General features: G+C 70.1%; 15 protein-coding genes. 8 read left to right on the forward strand and 7 right to left on the reverse strand.

The annotated features are described in order from the left end of the window. Nucleotides 1–1,389: a glycoside hydrolase family 43 protein gene (locus AB5J53_RS42885; RefSeq protein WP_369252831.1), complete on the reverse strand. Its 1,389-nt coding sequence runs from the start codon at nucleotides 1,387–1,389 to the stop codon at nucleotides 1–3. A 334-nt stretch (nucleotides 1,390–1,723) separates the two neighbouring features. On the opposite strand from AB5J53_RS42885, the gene AB5J53_RS42890 reads away from it, so the two are divergent. After that, entirely contained in the window at nucleotides 1,724–2,215 is a 492-nt protein-coding gene (locus tag AB5J53_RS42890; RefSeq protein WP_369250985.1) for an HAD family acid phosphatase, read from the forward strand. A gap of 85 nt (nucleotides 2,216–2,300) precedes the next feature. Here the strand turns inward: AB5J53_RS42890 and AB5J53_RS42895 are convergent, their stop codons facing one another. Then, nucleotides 2,301–2,516: a dodecin gene (locus AB5J53_RS42895; protein ID WP_189185607.1), complete on the reverse strand. Its 216-nt coding sequence runs from the start codon at nucleotides 2,514–2,516 to the stop codon at nucleotides 2,301–2,303. Nucleotides 2,517–2,554: 38 nt separating this feature from the next. Beyond that, nucleotides 2,555–3,358, reverse strand: a complete 804-nt coding sequence (locus AB5J53_RS42900) for a GntR family transcriptional regulator (RefSeq protein WP_369250986.1) — start codon at nucleotides 3,356–3,358, stop codon at nucleotides 2,555–2,557. Nucleotides 3,359–3,572: 214 nt separating this feature from the next. Between AB5J53_RS42900 and AB5J53_RS42905 the strand changes: the two genes are divergently transcribed. The 3 genes from AB5J53_RS42905 (at nucleotide 3,573) to AB5J53_RS42915 (ending at nucleotide 7,914) form a co-directional block, all read left to right on the forward strand. Then, a complete protein-coding gene (locus AB5J53_RS42905) occupies nucleotides 3,573–5,123 on the forward strand; it encodes a beta-N-acetylhexosaminidase (protein WP_369250987.1) in 1,551 nt (516 codons plus the stop codon). Nucleotides 5,124–5,140: 17 nt separating this feature from the next. Next, entirely contained in the window at nucleotides 5,141–6,535 is a 1,395-nt protein-coding gene (locus tag AB5J53_RS42910; RefSeq protein ID WP_369252833.1) for a cellulose binding domain-containing protein, read from the forward strand. Nucleotides 6,536–6,651: 116 nt separating this feature from the next. Then, nucleotides 6,652–7,914, forward strand: a complete 1,263-nt coding sequence (locus AB5J53_RS42915) for an extracellular solute-binding protein (RefSeq protein ID WP_369250988.1) — start codon at nucleotides 6,652–6,654, stop codon at nucleotides 7,912–7,914. Between the two features lie 73 nt (nucleotides 7,915–7,987). Here AB5J53_RS42915 and AB5J53_RS42920 read toward each other — a convergent pair whose 3' ends face one another. Then, nucleotides 7,988–8,572 (reverse strand): helix-turn-helix domain-containing protein, encoded by a 585-nt coding sequence (locus AB5J53_RS42920; protein ID WP_369250989.1) that lies wholly within the window; start codon nucleotides 8,570–8,572, stop codon nucleotides 7,988–7,990. Between the two features lie 117 nt (nucleotides 8,573–8,689). Between AB5J53_RS42920 and AB5J53_RS42925 the strand changes: the two genes are divergently transcribed. Genes AB5J53_RS42925 through AB5J53_RS42935 form a run of 3 tightly spaced genes read left to right on the forward strand, consistent with a single transcriptional unit; the run spans nucleotide 8,690 to nucleotide 10,972 of the window. After that, on the forward strand, nucleotides 8,690–9,526 hold the full coding sequence (locus AB5J53_RS42925) for an EamA family transporter (RefSeq protein ID WP_369250990.1): 837 nt from the start codon (nucleotides 8,690–8,692) through the stop codon (nucleotides 9,524–9,526). A 46-nt stretch (nucleotides 9,527–9,572) separates the two neighbouring features. After that, on the forward strand, nucleotides 9,573–10,220 hold the full coding sequence (locus tag AB5J53_RS42930; protein ID WP_369250991.1) for an FMN-binding negative transcriptional regulator: 648 nt from the start codon (nucleotides 9,573–9,575) through the stop codon (nucleotides 10,218–10,220). A 44-nt stretch (nucleotides 10,221–10,264) separates the two neighbouring features. Further along, entirely contained in the window at nucleotides 10,265–10,972 is a 708-nt protein-coding gene (locus AB5J53_RS42935) for a B3/4 domain-containing protein (protein ID WP_369250992.1), read from the forward strand. A 299-nt stretch (nucleotides 10,973–11,271) separates the two neighbouring features. On the opposite strand, the gene sigJ is transcribed toward AB5J53_RS42935, so the two are convergent. Next, nucleotides 11,272–12,123 (reverse strand): RNA polymerase sigma factor SigJ, encoded by an 852-nt coding sequence (gene sigJ / locus AB5J53_RS42940; RefSeq protein ID WP_369250993.1) that lies wholly within the window; start codon nucleotides 12,121–12,123, stop codon nucleotides 11,272–11,274. Continuing rightward, complete coding sequence (locus tag AB5J53_RS42945) at nucleotides 12,120–12,698, reverse strand: carboxymuconolactone decarboxylase family protein (RefSeq protein ID WP_369250994.1); 579 nt, start codon at nucleotides 12,696–12,698, stop codon at nucleotides 12,120–12,122. Before AB5J53_RS42945 ends, sigJ begins: the two co-directional genes overlap by 4 nt. Nucleotides 12,699–12,996: 298 nt before the next feature. Here AB5J53_RS42945 and AB5J53_RS42950 point away from each other — a divergent pair, with 298 nt between their 5' ends. Then, the gene (locus AB5J53_RS42950; protein ID WP_369250995.1) at nucleotides 12,997–13,305 is read left to right on the forward strand and encodes a hypothetical protein; all 309 of its coding nucleotides are present in this window, start codon (nucleotides 12,997–12,999) and stop codon (nucleotides 13,303–13,305) included. Nucleotides 13,306–13,688: 383 nt separating this feature from the next. Here AB5J53_RS42950 and AB5J53_RS42955 read toward each other — a convergent pair whose 3' ends face one another. After that, nucleotides 13,689–15,002: a vanadium-dependent haloperoxidase gene (locus AB5J53_RS42955; RefSeq protein ID WP_369250996.1), complete on the reverse strand. Its 1,314-nt coding sequence runs from the start codon at nucleotides 15,000–15,002 to the stop codon at nucleotides 13,689–13,691. Between the last annotated feature and the right edge of the window lie 132 nt (nucleotides 15,003–15,134).

The raw sequence follows: 15,134 nt of genomic DNA on the forward strand, positions 1-15,134 counted from the left end.
TCATGCCCAGGCCATGACGGGGACGAAGGAGCCGTCCTGGCGGAAGAGATCGGTGCCGTCCGCGGCGTCCACGCGGAGCTGGTAGTTGTAATGGCGCAGGTAGTAGCCCGGGTAGTTGTACGACTCCAGGCGGACCGCGCCGCTCGCCGTGCCGGTCCGGGCGATGTACGTGGCGTCCTTGGCGAACGTCGACGTCCCGTCGTTGGCGTCGAAGCGGGCGCGGAAGTCGTAGTGCCGCAGGTAGTTGCCGGCCGCGTCCCGGAAGGAGTAGCCGTTGGCGTCGGCGAGACCCGCCACGACGGTGAAGGTGGCGGCCTGCTTCTCCGCGGTGCTGCTGGAGCCGCTCACCACGGGCAGGTTGAGCAGCGAGGACTGCTCCTGCCAGTAGCGGGTGGTGTAGTTGCCCGACCGGAAGGAGCGGGTGACGCCGGTCGGCAGACTCGTGCCTGCGGAGACCGTCTCCTTGATCACGGTGAAGTGGCGTGCGGTGCCGGAGATACCCGGCAGCTTCTTCGGGGCGCTCCAGGTGGCGAAGGTGTCGTAACTGTCGCTGTAGTAGTAACTGCCGTCGCCGTAGCCGTCGAAGAAGATCCGCCAGCCGCCGTTGTCGAGCTGGATCAGGGCCGGGCCCTCACGGGTGCCGCCCCAGCCCGCCCAGTCACCGGTCCGCCGGATCGTGTACGAGCCGGTGAGGCTGGAGGCGGTCGCGTACTCGATGTACTTCGTCGTCTCGTTCTTCGTGAACGCGTGGTACGTCGACCCGGTCTTCACGATGAACGTGTCGATGTGGTTGGCGCCGATGCCGGACAGCGCCACCGGCGAACTCCAGGCGGTGAGCGCGGAGTTGGTGGCCCTCAGCAGATACGGCGTGAAGATCCACTCGTCGCTGGTGACCGAGCAGGACACGATGATGTTCACGCTGCCGTCGCTGTCCACGAACCACTCGGGCGCCCATGCGCGGGAGAGGCCCGCGATCGGGACCGTGTAGTCGTACAGGAAGGTCCAGTTGACCCGGTCGGAGCTGCGCGCGAAGCCGATGGTGGTGCTGACGTCCTGCCAGGTGTGCGTGGTGTAGGTGATGTAGTAGTAGCCGTCGGCGTGTTTGAACACGCTGGCGTCGCGGATCCGGTTGCTGGGCGGCGTGTACGCGGAGGCCTTCAGCAGCCGGAAGTCCGTGGCGTCGTCCGACTCGTAGACGTTGACGGTGCCGTCGTTGCTGTTGAGGAACGGCACGATGGTGTAGCGGGTGGCGTAGCCCCGGGCGGGTGCCGCGGCCGCGGCGGTGCCGAGCAGTCCGGGCAGCTCACCGAGGACGAGGGCGGTGGCCGGCAGGGCGACCATCGCGCGGAGCAGGCTCCGGCGCGATGGCCGCGCGGGGCGCGACGGTATGCCAGGTGTGTTCATGTGCGGCTCTCCTTGGATCGGTCACGCAGTCGGCGCGGCGACTTCCGCCGTGCTCGTGACGGCGAGGAAGTGACGTCTGTCGAGAGGGGGGTTCACGAAGACCTCCGCATGCCCAAAAGCCGGGTCGGTGGTGTCCCTTCACCACCCTGCTTCTGTTCGAAATACCGAATGCTGTACGACATGCTGTGCGAGGCATTACGGTAAGGGCTTGCTGGGTGGTGTGAACAGAGGCTGACGATGCGGAAGTTGGACGTGTTCACGCGGGGGATCGGCTGCCGCGGCGCGCAGGGTGTCCTCGCCCCTGTTTAGGGTGGTCCGCGTGAAGGAGAAGAGCAGCAGACCACTGGCCGTGTTCGACCTGGACGGCACACTCGCGGACACCGCGCACCGGCAGCGGTTCCTGGAGCGCAAACCGCGGGACTGGGACGCGTTCTTCGCGGCCGCGCCGCAGGACCCGCCGCTGGCCGAGGGCATCGCGCTGGCGCAGGAGAGCGCGGAGGAGTGCGAGGTGGTCTACCTCACCGGCCGCCCCGAGCGGTGCCGCCGGGACACCGTCGACTGGCTGGCCGCGCAGGGGCTGCCCGACGGGCGCATCTGGATGCGGCGCAACGACGACCGCAGGCCCGCCCGGCACACCAAGCTGGAGATCCTGCGCCGACTGGCCCGCAATCGTGAGATCCGCGTCCTCGTGGACGACGACGAGCTCGTCTGCGAGGACGCGGAGCGGGCGGGCTTCAGGGTCGTACGGGCGCGCTGGGCTGCCACGTCAGAGGCGCTCAAGGACGCGCAGGAGCGGGAGGGTCGGACCTGAAGCCGGAGGGCCGGACCTGAGGGGTTCGCGAAGGCCCTGGCGGGGCCGGGCAGGGAGTGGGCCCCAAGGGTGGCCCCAGGGGGTGTCAGTCGCCCTCCTCCAGCCGGAAGCCGACCTTCAGGCCGACCTGGTAGTGCTCGATCTGCCCGTTCTCGATCTGCCCCCTGACCTGCGTGACCTCGAACCAGTCCAGGTTGCGCAGAGTCTGCGAGGCGCGGGTGATGCCGTTGCGAATCGCCTGGTCGACGCCCTCGTGGGAGGTGCCGACGATCTCGGTGACCCGGTACGTGTTCTCGGACATGCGGGTGCTCCTCTCCGCCGTGGCGGGTGTGCCACGCGTCATTCCACGGTGCCCCACAGCGCGGCGGTCCGCGAGATGTCGGGGATGCCCTGGGTGAAGTCCTCGGGTGCGTCCCGGGCCGTACGGCCGTGGTGCGAGCCCAGCGACAGCCGCGAGACGATGCGGTAGCGGTCGCCCCGGTAGAGGGAGTGCACGTACTCCACCGGGCGGTCGGAGGTGTCCGTGGTCAGGCGCTCGATCAGCAGCGCGGGGGAGAGGACCGGAACCCCCAGCACCTTGGCCTCGGCCTCGCTGACGACGGTCGGCTCGATCGACTGGGTCGCCTCGTGGACATGGACCTGGTGGTGCTCCCGCAGATGGGTGTAGAGGTCTCCGGCCTCCAGTTCCGCGGGGGTGAGCGTGGGCACCAGCGCGGCCGGGATGTGCAGATGCTCGATCGCCATGGGGGAGCCGTCGACCAGCCGCAGCCGCGCGATGTAGACCAGCTCGGCGGCCGGTGACATCCGCAGCTTCCGGCCGATCCTGGCGCCCGCGCGGATCGTCGCCAGCTCCAGCACACGGCTCGACCAGCTGCCGGTGGCCAGCGGCACGCTCGCCGTCTGCCGGTCCGGAACGATCTCCTGGGTGATCTTCGCGGGCGCCACGAACATGCCCCGCCCGTGCTCGCGCACCAGCAGTCCGGTGGCGACGAGTTCGTCGACGGCGGCACGCAACGTGGGCCGCGAGACGCCGAGTTCGGCGCAGAGCGTGCGCTCGGAGGGAATGGCCGCCCCGGGGCCGCGGTCCTCGACGAGTCCGAGCAGGAAGTCGCGGACCCGCTCCCGTTTCAGTACGCCGTCCATGGGTCGCCCGCTCCCCGATGCTCGCCTTCAGCTGGTCAGGTCGATGGTAGCTGGCCGGTTGACCAGTTGACGAGCCATGCCTCCAGGTACGGCGTCAAATCCCTTTGCTGCAAGGACTCTTGACGCCCCTATTGGTCTATGCCACCTTCATGTCGCGCAAGAGGTCAGTTGACCAATTGGTAAGGTCGATCCGGTCGCGAAAGGCTCCTCCGCCATGCCCGCAGTCGACGTTCCGCTGCTTCCCGTCCCGAGCCAACTCGCTGTGCGGTCGGGGCAGTTCACTTTCGACGAGCGCACCAGCCTCACGGTGGCACCCGGCACCGAGGCGGCCGCCGCGCTGTTGCGCGAACTCCTCGCCCCCGCCACCGGGCTGCCGCTGCCCGCGACCGCCGACGGACAGCTCACCTTCGCCCTCGACCCGACGCTCACCGCCCTCGGCCGGGAGGGATACGGCCTCACCGTCACCCCCGACGCCGTACTCCTGTACGCGGCCGACCCCACCGGCCTGCTGCGCGCGGTCCAGACCCTGCGCCAACTGCTGCCACCCGACGCCCTCGCCGGCAGCCCCGTACGCGGTGTCGCCTGGACCCTGCCCTGCGTGCGGATCACCGACGTACCGCGATACGCGTGGCGCGGGGCGATGCTCGACGTGGCCCGGCACTACCAACCCGCCTCGTACATAAGGCGATTCATCGACCGGCTGGCGCTGCACAAGCTCAACACCCTGCATCTGCACCTCACCGACGACCAGGGCTGGCGCATGCCCGTCGCCGCCTACCCCAAGCTCACCGAGATCGGCGCCCGGCGCGCGCAGACCCGCGGGGACGGCATCCCGCACGGCGGCAGCTACACGCGGTCCGAGCTGAGCGGACTGGTCGCCCACGCGGCCGCGCGGGGCGTCACCGTCGTACCCGAGATCGACATGCCCGGCCATGTCCGGGCCGCCCTCGCCGCCTACCCCGAGCTCGGCAACGACCCCGACCGCCGGCTCGACGTGTGGACCGAGTGGGGTGTGTCCGAGCATGTGCTGGGCGTCCACGACCAGGCCCTGGACTTCTGCCGCACCGTCCTCGAGGAGGTCATGGACACCTTCCCCGCGCCGTACATCCACGTCGGCGGCGACGAGTGCCCCACCACCGAATGGGCGGCGCAGCCGGATGCGCGAAGGCGGGCGCTGGAGGAGGGGCTCGCCGGGCCCGAGCAGCTCCACGGCTGGTTCATGGGGCGCGTCGGGGAGTTCCTCGTACGCCGTGGACGCAAGCCCCTCGGCTGGTGCGAGGACGGGGTGACCCTGCCCCGCTCCTTCACCGTGCTGCCCTGGCGGGACGCGGCGGACGGCCTGGTCGCGGCCCGGCGCGGCCACGACGTGGTGATGGCGCCCCACCGGGCCACCTACTTCGACTACGCCGAGTCGGCGAGCCGCGAGGAGCCGCCCGCCCAGCCGGGGCCGCCGATCGGTCTCGACGCCGTGCATGCCTTCCGTCCCGCCCCCGCCGACTGGGAGCCCGAAGCCGCCGCCCAAGTCCTCGGCGCCCAGGCTCAGTTGTGGACGGAGTATCTGCCCACGCCCGCGCACATCGAGTACCGGGCGTTCCCGCGGCTGTGCGCTCTCGCCGAGAACGCCTGGTCGGCACCCCGACCCTGGCCGGACTTCACGCATCGGCTGCGGCATCACCGGGTACGCCTGCACGTCCTCGGCGTACCGCTTCATCCCCCACGACGGGAGCCACGGCTCCCGGCCCTCCGAGAGGAGACACATCGATGAACCGACAAGGCACCAGAATGCGTACGGCAATAGGCGTCGCGGCAGCCGCCGGGCTCGCCCTCGCCGGACTCACCGCCCTGCCCGCCACCGCGGCCGCCGACGGCCTCAGCGTGCAGTACCGCACCAGCGCGACCGGTGCGAGCGCCGACCAGAGCGAGCCCTGGCTGAAGGTCACCAACACCGGCAGCGGGTCACTGCAGTTGAGCGAGGTCAAGATCCGCTACTACTTCAAGGCGGACTCGGCGAGCACCACTTATCGCTTCGCGTGTTCCTGGGCGGTGAAGGGCTGCTCGAACATCACCGGCGCCTTCGGAACGCTCTCGCAGCCGACGGCGACGGCCGACCGGTACCTGGAGATCGGCTTCACCTCCGGCGCGGGCAGCCTGGCGGCCGGGACCGACACCGGCGACATGCAGCTGCGCTTCTACCGCTCCGACTGGCAGACCCTGAACCAGAGCGACGACTACTCCTTCGGCGCCGCGCAGACCTCGTACGCGAACTGGGACAAGGTGACGGCGACCCGCGCGAACACGCTCGTCTGGGGGTCCGCTCCCGCGGGCAACGACCCCGACCCGGACCCCGATCCGACCGACCCGCCCGCCGGCGGTGCCGCGCTCTTCGACGACTTCAACTACACCGGCCACACGGATCCGAAGATCTCCGAGCACGGCTGGAACGTCCGCTCCAACTCCGGTGGCCCCGGAGTGCCCGGCGCGACCTGGGCCCCGGAGAACGTCACCTTCGTGAGCTCCGGCGGCAACTCGGTGATGAACCTGGAGACATCGACCGCGGGGACCGGCGCCTCGACGGAACAGACCGAAGTCCTCACCAAGGCCACGAAGTTCAAGAACGGGACGTACGCGGCACGCGTCAAGTTCGCCGACGCGCCCAAGACGGGGCCGGACGGCGACCACCTCGTCCAGACGTTCTTCACCATCAACGACCTCACGGCGCCGATGGCCGACGACTACTCCGAGTACGACTTCGAGTATCTGCCCAACGGCGGCTGGGGCGAGCCCTCGAACATCCTCTACACGACGTCCTGGGAGACCTACAACCCGGACCCGTGGCAGGCCGTCAACCAGCACACCGAGGGCCGCCAGAGCTACAGCGGCTGGCACGACCTGGTCCTGACGATCGACGGCAGCAGCATCAAGTACTACATCGACGGACAGCTCTTCGGTACGCACGACGCCGCGTATCTGCCCGAGCGTCCCATGTCGATCAACTTCAACCAGTGGCTCATCGACCTGGCCGGGCAGACCAGTGCGACACCCCGCGCCTACGACGAGCAGGTCGACTACGTGCTGCACGTCAAGGACCAGGTCCTCAGCCCCGCCCAGGTGACCGCCAAGGTCGCCGCGTACCGCAGCGCCGGGACCGCCTTCGAGGACACCGTGCCGGGGAGCTGAGCCCTTGACGGGGCCGATTGGTCCATACCAAAATCCAGAACACCCGTGCGAGCGCTGAGCTCGTCCCCCACGTCGGGCCCCCTTCCCCCTGTCCGCAAGACAGAAAAGGACCCCTCGTGAGACACCGCCTCCTCGCCGTCGTGTGCGTTGCCGCCTCCCTGCTCACCGCCTGCGGTGCCCTGCCGGAAGGCGGCGCGGAGCGGCGGACCGTGACGGTGTGGCTGATGAAGGACAGCGCGTCCAAGGAGTTCCTGAAGCGGTTCACCGAGGACTTCGAGCGGACGCACGGCGATCTGCGGCTCGACATCCGCATCCAGGAGTGGACCGGGATCGGCGAGAAGGTCCAGGCGGCGCTCAAACGCGAGGAGAAGGGCGCACCCGACGTCATCGAGGTCGGCAACACCCAGGTCGCTCAGTACGTGGACGGCGGCGGACTGAGCGACCTGACCCTCGAGTCGATGCGCGACTGGGGCATGAACGACTGGCTGCCGGGCCTCGCCGAGCCCGGCCGCTTCAACACCCGCCAGTTCGGCATCCCCTGGTACGCGGCCAACCGCGTCGTCATCTACCGCAAGGACCTGTTCGCGCGGGCCGGTATCAAGCAGCCGCCGAAGACCCGTGACCAGTGGCTCGCGGACACCGGTCGGCTCAACTCCTCCGGTAACCAGGGGATTTATCTCGCGGGACAGGACTGGTACACCCTCGCCGGGCTCATCTGGGACGAGGGCGGCGACCTCGCCAAGAAGGGCTCCACCGGGGCCTGGGAGGGCACGCTGCAGACGCCGTCCGCGCTGCGGGGCATGGACTTCTACCGGCGTCTGCAGGCACTCGGCGAGGGGCCGATGAATGCCGACGAGGAACACCCGCCGCAGGCCGGGGTGTTCGCGAAGGGAAGAGTCGCCCAGCTCGTGGCCGTGCCCGGGCTCGCTCAGGCCATCGAGCGGGCCAATCCCGCCCTGAAGGGGAAGCTGGGCTTCTTCCCCGTCCCCGGCAGGACGGCGGCCGAGCCCGGCGCGGTCTTCACCGGCGGCTCCGACCTCGTGGTGCCCAAGAACACCGACGACCGGCTGGGTGCCACGGCCGTCGTCGCGGCACTCGCCGGCGCCAAGTGGCAGACCGAGCTGGCCCGGACGATGAGCTACGTGCCCAACAAGACCACCCTCGCCGGAGCGGTGGCGGGCGATGAGGGAGTCGCGGCCATGGCGGCGGGCGCCGCGCAGGGCCGGGCGACCCCTTCCTCGCCCCAGTGGGCCGCCGTCGAGGCCGACAACCCGATCAAGGCCTACATGACGAAGGTCCTCACCGGATCCGACCCGGCGACGGAGGCCTGGCGAGCCTCCGACCGCATCACGCGGGCGCTGGCGGAAGAGGGCGAGTGAAGGGGCGCTCGCGGTTGCCGGGTTGCCGGGTTGCCGGGTGCAGGCGTAAGCCTTCGCATGCGTTGTTTGCAGGTCAGGTTGTGGAAGCGGGGCCCGGGGGCAGGTGGACTGTCATGATCAGGTGGCAGGTTTCGGTGCCCGAGCCGCGGTAGGTATGAGGGGTGTCACCGTCGAACGTGGCGGTCTGCCCGGCTTCGATGGTGTGATCGGTGCCGTCGACGACCAGGATCATGCGGCCGGAGGTGACGCTGACGGTTTCCACGACTCCGGCCTGGTGGGGGTGGCTGGGGTATTCCTCATCCGGCTCCAGTCGCCAGCGCCAGACCTCGACAGGGGCCGGGCCCGAGGTCGTCAGCATGAGCCGGGCCTCGCTGCCGCCTTCTCCGGTCCACAGCGGTGCCACTGAGTCGGCGGCTACGACGCGGACGCGGCCTTCGGACGGTCCCTGCATCAGGGCGGACACCGAAATGCCGAGGGTGTCGGCCAGCCGGACCAGGGTGGCCAGGTTGGGGTTGCCCTGGGCTTTCTCCAGCCCCACCAGGGCGCCCTTGCTCACCTGGGCGCGTCGACTGAGCTCGTCCAGGGACAGGCCCGCGCGAGTGCGGGCCGCCTTGACGTTGTGCGCGACCGTTCGCAGGGCTGCGGCCGTCTCGGCCATCTGATCTCCATCCTTACCGCTGGACCACTGGAATGCACCGTGCGGTCGTTTGGTTGACATCGACCGGTCGATCCGTTGTACGGTTTAGTCGTTCCATTGAATAGTAAGGGATGTACCGTGATCGCTCTGCTGCTGGCCCTTGGCAGCTCACTCGCCTACGGGTGCGCCGACTTCCTCGGAGGGCTCGGCGCCCGGAAAGCCCATGTGCTGCGTACCGTGATGGTCGCGGCCCCGGCCAGTCTCGCGGTCGAGCTGCTGCTGTGGCCGGTGCTCGGCGCCTCGTTCAGCTCCGCGGCTTTCGGCTGGGGCGCCGCATCAGGTGTCGCCTCGGCCGCCGCGTTCGCCCTGCTCTACCGCACCCTGGCGATCGGCCCGATGAACGTACTGTCGCCCGTGACCGCGCTGGTGTCCGCCGCGCTGCCCGTCGGGGTGGGTCTGCTGCAGGGCGAGCACCTGGCCGCCGCCGGGCTGGTGGGACTGCCGCTCGCGCTGCTGGCGGTGGTGCTGGTCAGCGCCGGACACGGCGCGGGCTCGGCGCACCCCTCACGCACGGCGCTGCTGCTGGCCTTCGGCGCGGGCGCCGCCATCGCCCTCCAGCTCATATTCCTGCACCAGACGCCGTCCGACAGCGGGGTGGCCCCGCTGATCGTGGGCCGGGCGGTCTCCTCGGCCGTCACCCTGATCGCCGCGGGACTGATGCGCCGCAAACTGGGCTCCGAGCGGCCCGCATACGCGATGTCGGCAGCGGCGGGTGTGCTGGACTCCGTGGCGAACCTGTTGTTCCTGCTCGCCGCTCGCAGCGGAGACCTCACCGTCGTCGCCGTGATCACCGCTCTCTACCCGGCCGGCACGGTCCTTCTCGCCCGCGGTGTGCTCGCCGAACGCATCCACCGTGGCCAGCTCGTCGGCCTGGGCACCGCCGCCGTCGCCGTCAGCCTTCTCGCCCTGACCTGAGCAGCCCGCAGCCCACCCCCACAGCCGACCACGCAAGGAGACCCGCATGTTCGTCCAGCCCTGGGACGCCGGCCTCGACGAAGCCGAATGGCAGACATGGATAGCCGACGGCCACGACTTCGGACAGCTGAGTGTCAATGGCCTGCCCGGCCACCCGCCCACCGTGGTCCCCACCCACTTCACCTGCGACGACCGCCACCTCCTCATCCACCTCGCCCGACCCAACCCGGTCTGGAAGGCGATCGAGCACGACCCGAACGTCGTCCTCACCGTCATCGGCGACTATGCCTTCATCCCCGGTCCCTGGCGCGCCAAGGCCGACACCCCGCCCACCGACGGCGTGCCCACCAGCTACTACGCGGCGGTGCAGTTCGCCTGCCGCGCGAGCATCGTCGACGAGCCCGAGGCCAAGGTGGAGCTGCTGCGTCGTCAGCTCGCCCACTTCCAGCCGGACGGCGACCACGCCCCCGTCGCCGTCGACCAGCCTCCCTACGGCCGGATGCTGCCCGGCATCCGTGGCCTGCGCCTTGAAGTCACCGACGTGGTGGCCAAGTTCAAGTACGACGACCACAAGCCCGTGGAGCACCGCACCGCTGTCGCCGGCCGCCTCACCGAGCGCGGCCAGGGCCTGGACGTGCCCACCGCGCGCCAGCAGCTCCGCCGCCTGGACCGCATCGGCCCCTGGAAGCCCTGACCCCGCACCCCGCCCGCACGTACCCAGGAAACGGAATCCCTAGCATGCCCGCCTTCCGCCTCGCCTCCGCCGTCGCAGACGCCTTCCCCGACACCCTCATCGCCCTGGTCACCGCCACCGGCCTGCGCGGCAGTGAACCCTGGCCCGACACGGCCGCCGCCCTGGACGATCTGGAGCAGCGGCTTGCCGACGGCACCTGGCAGCCGGCCGACGAGTCCGACCCCCGTATCGAGGCGTGGCACACCGCCTACCGCTCCTTCGGCACCAACCCGCGCCGCGTCCGCCCCAGCGTCGACGCGCTCGGTCGCCGCGTCGCGAAGAAGGGGACTCTGCCGCGTATCAACCCTGCCGTCGACTCCTACAACGCCGTCTCCGTCCATCACGGCCTGCCCGCCGGCGCCTTCGACCTGGACCACGTCACAGGCGATGTCGAGATCCGCTACGCGGACGGCACCGAATCCTTCACCCCGCTCGGCGAACCCGGCACCATCGAGAATCCCAAGCCCGGCGAGATCATCTACGCGGACACCACCGGCGTCCTGACCCGCCACTGGAACCACCGCGACGCCCACCGCACTCGCGTCACCGAGGACTCCACACACGTCGCCTTCGTCCTCGAAACCCTGCACGCCGACCGCGACGGGGACCTCCTCAAGGTCGCAGCGCAGGAGCTGCAGGGCCTGCTCGTCCCGCACGCCGGACAGACCGCCGTGTACTACCTGACCCCGGCACACCCCCAGGCCACTGCCTGAGACCTCCACCCGTCCCCATCTCTCGCCCCGGTCTCCCGCCGATGCCGCGAGTTGTATCTGGAATCCAGCTCGCCTCCGGTGCCCCATTCCACGCTGAAACGGCGGCCGTGCCGGGAGTGTTCGGGACCGACCGACGCCGGCAGTCGGGTCAAGCTCGCGCGGCTCCTGACGAGGCGGATGCCGGCCTCGCGAAATAGGCCTGCATCGATGTGCCTCGACGTCTGACCACTGCGCGGTCGTGTGTGTTCCGGGCGGTCGGAACCACCCGGAACCCACACGATGCCGGAGCAGCAGCGGGCCTACCTGGCGAGTTCGGCCGGTTCATCCAGCCGCGTCAGCTTCCGCGGGTTTGCCATCGCGTGGATCCGGGTGACTTTCCCGTTTTCCACCACGAGGCTCACCGCGGCCAGTCGGCCGTCGATCTCGATCCGGCCCGCGGGCGCGCCATTGAGCCACACGGCCGACACCGCCCGCCCCGGGCGAGCGAGCATCTTCGCCACGAGTTCGGCCCCGTGGATCGGAGCCGGAGCAGCGGCCGCAAGCCCGCCGCCGTCGGCGATCAGGACCACGTCCGGTGCCATGACGTCCAGCAGTTCCTGCAACTGGCCGGTGCGCAGCGCGGCCAGGAACCGCTCCACCACGGCCTGCTGCTCCGACCGGCTCACCGGCACCCGCGGCCGCCGGGCCGCCACATGCTCGCGTGCCCGCCGCGCGATCTGCCGCACCGCGGCCGCGGACTTGCCCGTCGCCTCGGCGATCTCGCCGTAGGGCAGCTCGAAGACCTCGCGGAGCACGAACACCGCCCGCTCCGTCGGCCCGAGCGTTTCGAGCACGGTCAGCATCGCGATCGAGACGCTCTCCGCGAGCTCGACGTCCTCGGCGACGTCGGGGCTGGTCAGCAGTGGCTCCGGCAGCCACTCGCCGACGTACTCCTCGCGGCTGCGCGACATCGTCCGCAGACGGTTGAGGGCCTGCCGTGTGACGGTTCGGACGAGGTACGCCCGCGGGTCACGCACCTGCGATTGGTCGACATCGGCCCACCGCAGCCAGGATTCCTGCAGCACGTCCTCCGCGTCGGCCGCCGAGCCGAGCATCTCGTAGGCGACCGTGAACAGCAGGCTGCGATGGGCGACGAACGGGTCCTCGATCATGCCGTCGACGCTACGCCGGACGTCTCAGGACGCGCGGCCAGCGGAATCTCGCAGGCATCGGAGTAGCCCTGCGACGTGATCCCGTGCGCCGTATTGCACCTGGTCGCCAGGTTGGCGAAGCCGATGAACACGGTGAGTTCGACCAGCGCCGCCGGGCCGAGCCGGTCGAGCAGACCCTTCGACAGCTCGTCGGTGACGGTCGGCGGCGTGTTCGTCATGGCCTCGGCGTACTCGAGAACGTCGCGCTCCAACGGCGTGAACACCTCCGACTGCCGCCAGCGCGGCACCTGGCTCGCCTTGGCCAGGTCCAGGTTCTGGTTCAGCGCGAGGAAGTAATTGATGTCGAGGCACCAGCTGCAGCCGACCTGTGCCGCGACGGCCATGTGCGCGAACGTCTTGAGGCTCGCGTCGGCCGCGTCCCACTCGGCCACCTTGGCCGAGAACTCCTGGTTGGCCTCGGCGAGCTTGGGGTTGTTCCACAGCACCTCGGTGGGCTCGAGCACGGCACCGAGCTGCTTGATCATGTTTTCGCGGAGCTCGGCGGGGAGCTCGGCCTTCGGGACGCGTAGCGTCATGGTGTTTCTCCTTGTACGTGGGCCTGTTTGGCCGTTCGGCATGAAGACACCGCCGGACCCGCGCATGTGACAACGGGGCTGAGGAGTAGTCCGAGACCCGGCACCTCCAGCTCCTCACCCGGCGGCCGCATCGAGCGCGCGCCGCGGACGCGGGTGTGACGAAACCGCGGTTCCCCGACGCCATCGCCGCCTTCGAACGGACCTGCCCGCCTTGCACGTTGGGGTCGAGTCCCCAGGCGCAGGCCCAGGGAGGCCGGTAGCGTGGCGCCGACGTCGGGAACTGTGACGGGGGACAGCGTTGACCGAGACGTGGCGGCTCATGCAGGGCGACGTTCTGATCGGCGAGCTACGCCAGTACGGGTTCGATCAGCCGACTTATCTGTGCCACTTCGTACCTGGACCGGGCTGGGAGGCCGTCAAGGGCCTGTTCGAGGCGTGGGCGGCCGTACAGGGACCCGACCCCGACGGCAGCCAGAACGCAGACGCTATCCGTCCCCTGATGGATCTGGGGCTGACACTGCTCCCCGCGAACGGGGGCACTCCGCTGGACTGCTTCAGAAGCTGCATCGTGCGTATCTACGGGGATACGGCCCGCCTCCGTTACTGACGGGCTCGCTGCTGCCGCAGGCTCGTGACCGCTGTAGGGTGCGGCGCTGACACGAACCAGGGCCGCCGCGGTGGACACCCTTCGCCGGCTGCGCGCAGGCCTGCCCCACGCACGGATCCTGGTCATCGGGCCTGTCTACTCCGACCCACAGCCGATCGGCTCGCGACCGGTCGACGAGGCCGTAGCGGCCGCCGCGGACGAAGTGGCCCTGCCCTACCTGTCCGCGGTGCGGCGTGCGTGGTTCACCGGACCCGCCCACAGTCCCCGCTCGGTCTCTGTCAGAAGTGGCCGACCCCTGCAAGGGAAAGGTCTACCCGCTGATCCAGTGCTCGAGGCTGGATCGGAAGCCCGGCACGACGCCGGGTCCTCTTCTGCTCCGTGGTTCAGTCGGTGTCGTCGCCGCACCAGGGCTCGGCGAGCCTGTCCTGCCGAGCCGTTCGTGTCGGCAGGGACGGCTGGGTGCCGTTCTTGGCGACCGGCTGGAAGTAGTGGGCCAGCGCCCAGGCGGCCACGCGGGTGCCGGCCCGGCAGCCGGCCACGTCCGCCGTGCGGGAGTGGACGCCGCCCCACACACGGGCGTCGACGACGTCCCGGTTGAGGTCGTCGGCGGACCCGTAGAACCGCGTGGTGCCGGTGACCTCGGAGGGGACGTAGAGGTCGATGTGCGAGGTGCCGAGGGCGCCGGTCAGGGCGCGTGCCACGGCGGCGGCGACGGTCGTATGGCCGGCGATGTAGTCCGGGTGTGGTGGGGTGAGGAGCAGCGGCTCCCAGGCCGGGTCTGCCGTCGTCGCGGGGTTGCCGTCGGTGTCGGCGAGGCGGATGGCGGTGATCGGCCGCCAGGAGCCGTAGTGGAGCTTGGCGTCCCATGCCGTGACGACGGCATCGGTCGCCGACGCGTTCACCGCGGCGAACAGCCGGGCCGTCTCGGCGATGCCGAGCCGGTGCCGGGTGGCGTGGTCCCGTACGGCTGTCTGGACCTGTTCGACCAGGTTGCCGCTGAAGAAGAGGGCGGTCTCGGTCTGCTGCGCGCTTCTGCCCGAGCCGGTCTTCGCGCCCATGGCCTTCAACTCCTGGACATCCTCGGCGTAAGCGGCCGAGGAGATGGCGGGTGGTCCGCCGGGGCGGAACTGCTCCGGGGAGGCGAGCAGGAGGGGGCGGAGCCTGGCGAGCCAGGTGTCGATGAAGGGCTGGAACGCGGGCGGGGTGGGCCGCCAGACCCCCGGTGCCGGGGAAGCGGTGAAAGGAACGTCCGCGAACCTTCCGTCCCCTTCCCGGAGTTCGATGATGCGGGCGGCAGCGCGCTTTCCGTAGTCAACGCCCCGGTCTCTGGCCTGCCCGGCCGGAAGTGCGGCGAGCGAGTCCGCGTAGGCGGTGTCGAGCCGCTCCTTGAAGGCAGGGAAGTAGGTGAGCAGCACGTCGTGGGCCGCAGTGGCGGCGGCCGCCGCGGAGGAGGCCTTGGCCGGACCGCGCTCGCGCCATTTGTACAGGGCGTAGCCGCCTTCAATCCCTACCACGGCGTTGTACACGGCGACGGAGACGAACCCCTCCCAGATCGCCACCTGCCCGGAGGGGCGTGGGCCAAGGCTGGTCTTGATCGTGTCGGTGGCGATGGCGTTCCACTCGCGGACCACGGCTGCCGGGTCTGCCGCGGTCCGGGTGTCCGCGTCGGGGGGACTTGTCGCGCCGGTGAGCGTCACGAGGGCGATGGCCGCGACGGCGCAGATGAAACCCCGGACACGTGAACGTGGAGGAACGGGAAGAGGGGGCCCTTGATACACAGCGTCCTCCATAGAGTTGAGTGCCCAAGGCTTAGCAACGGCCCACTGCGT

Source organism: Streptomyces sp. R41, assembly GCF_041053055.1.
Classification (GTDB): domain Bacteria; phylum Actinomycetota; class Actinomycetes; order Streptomycetales; family Streptomycetaceae; genus Streptomyces.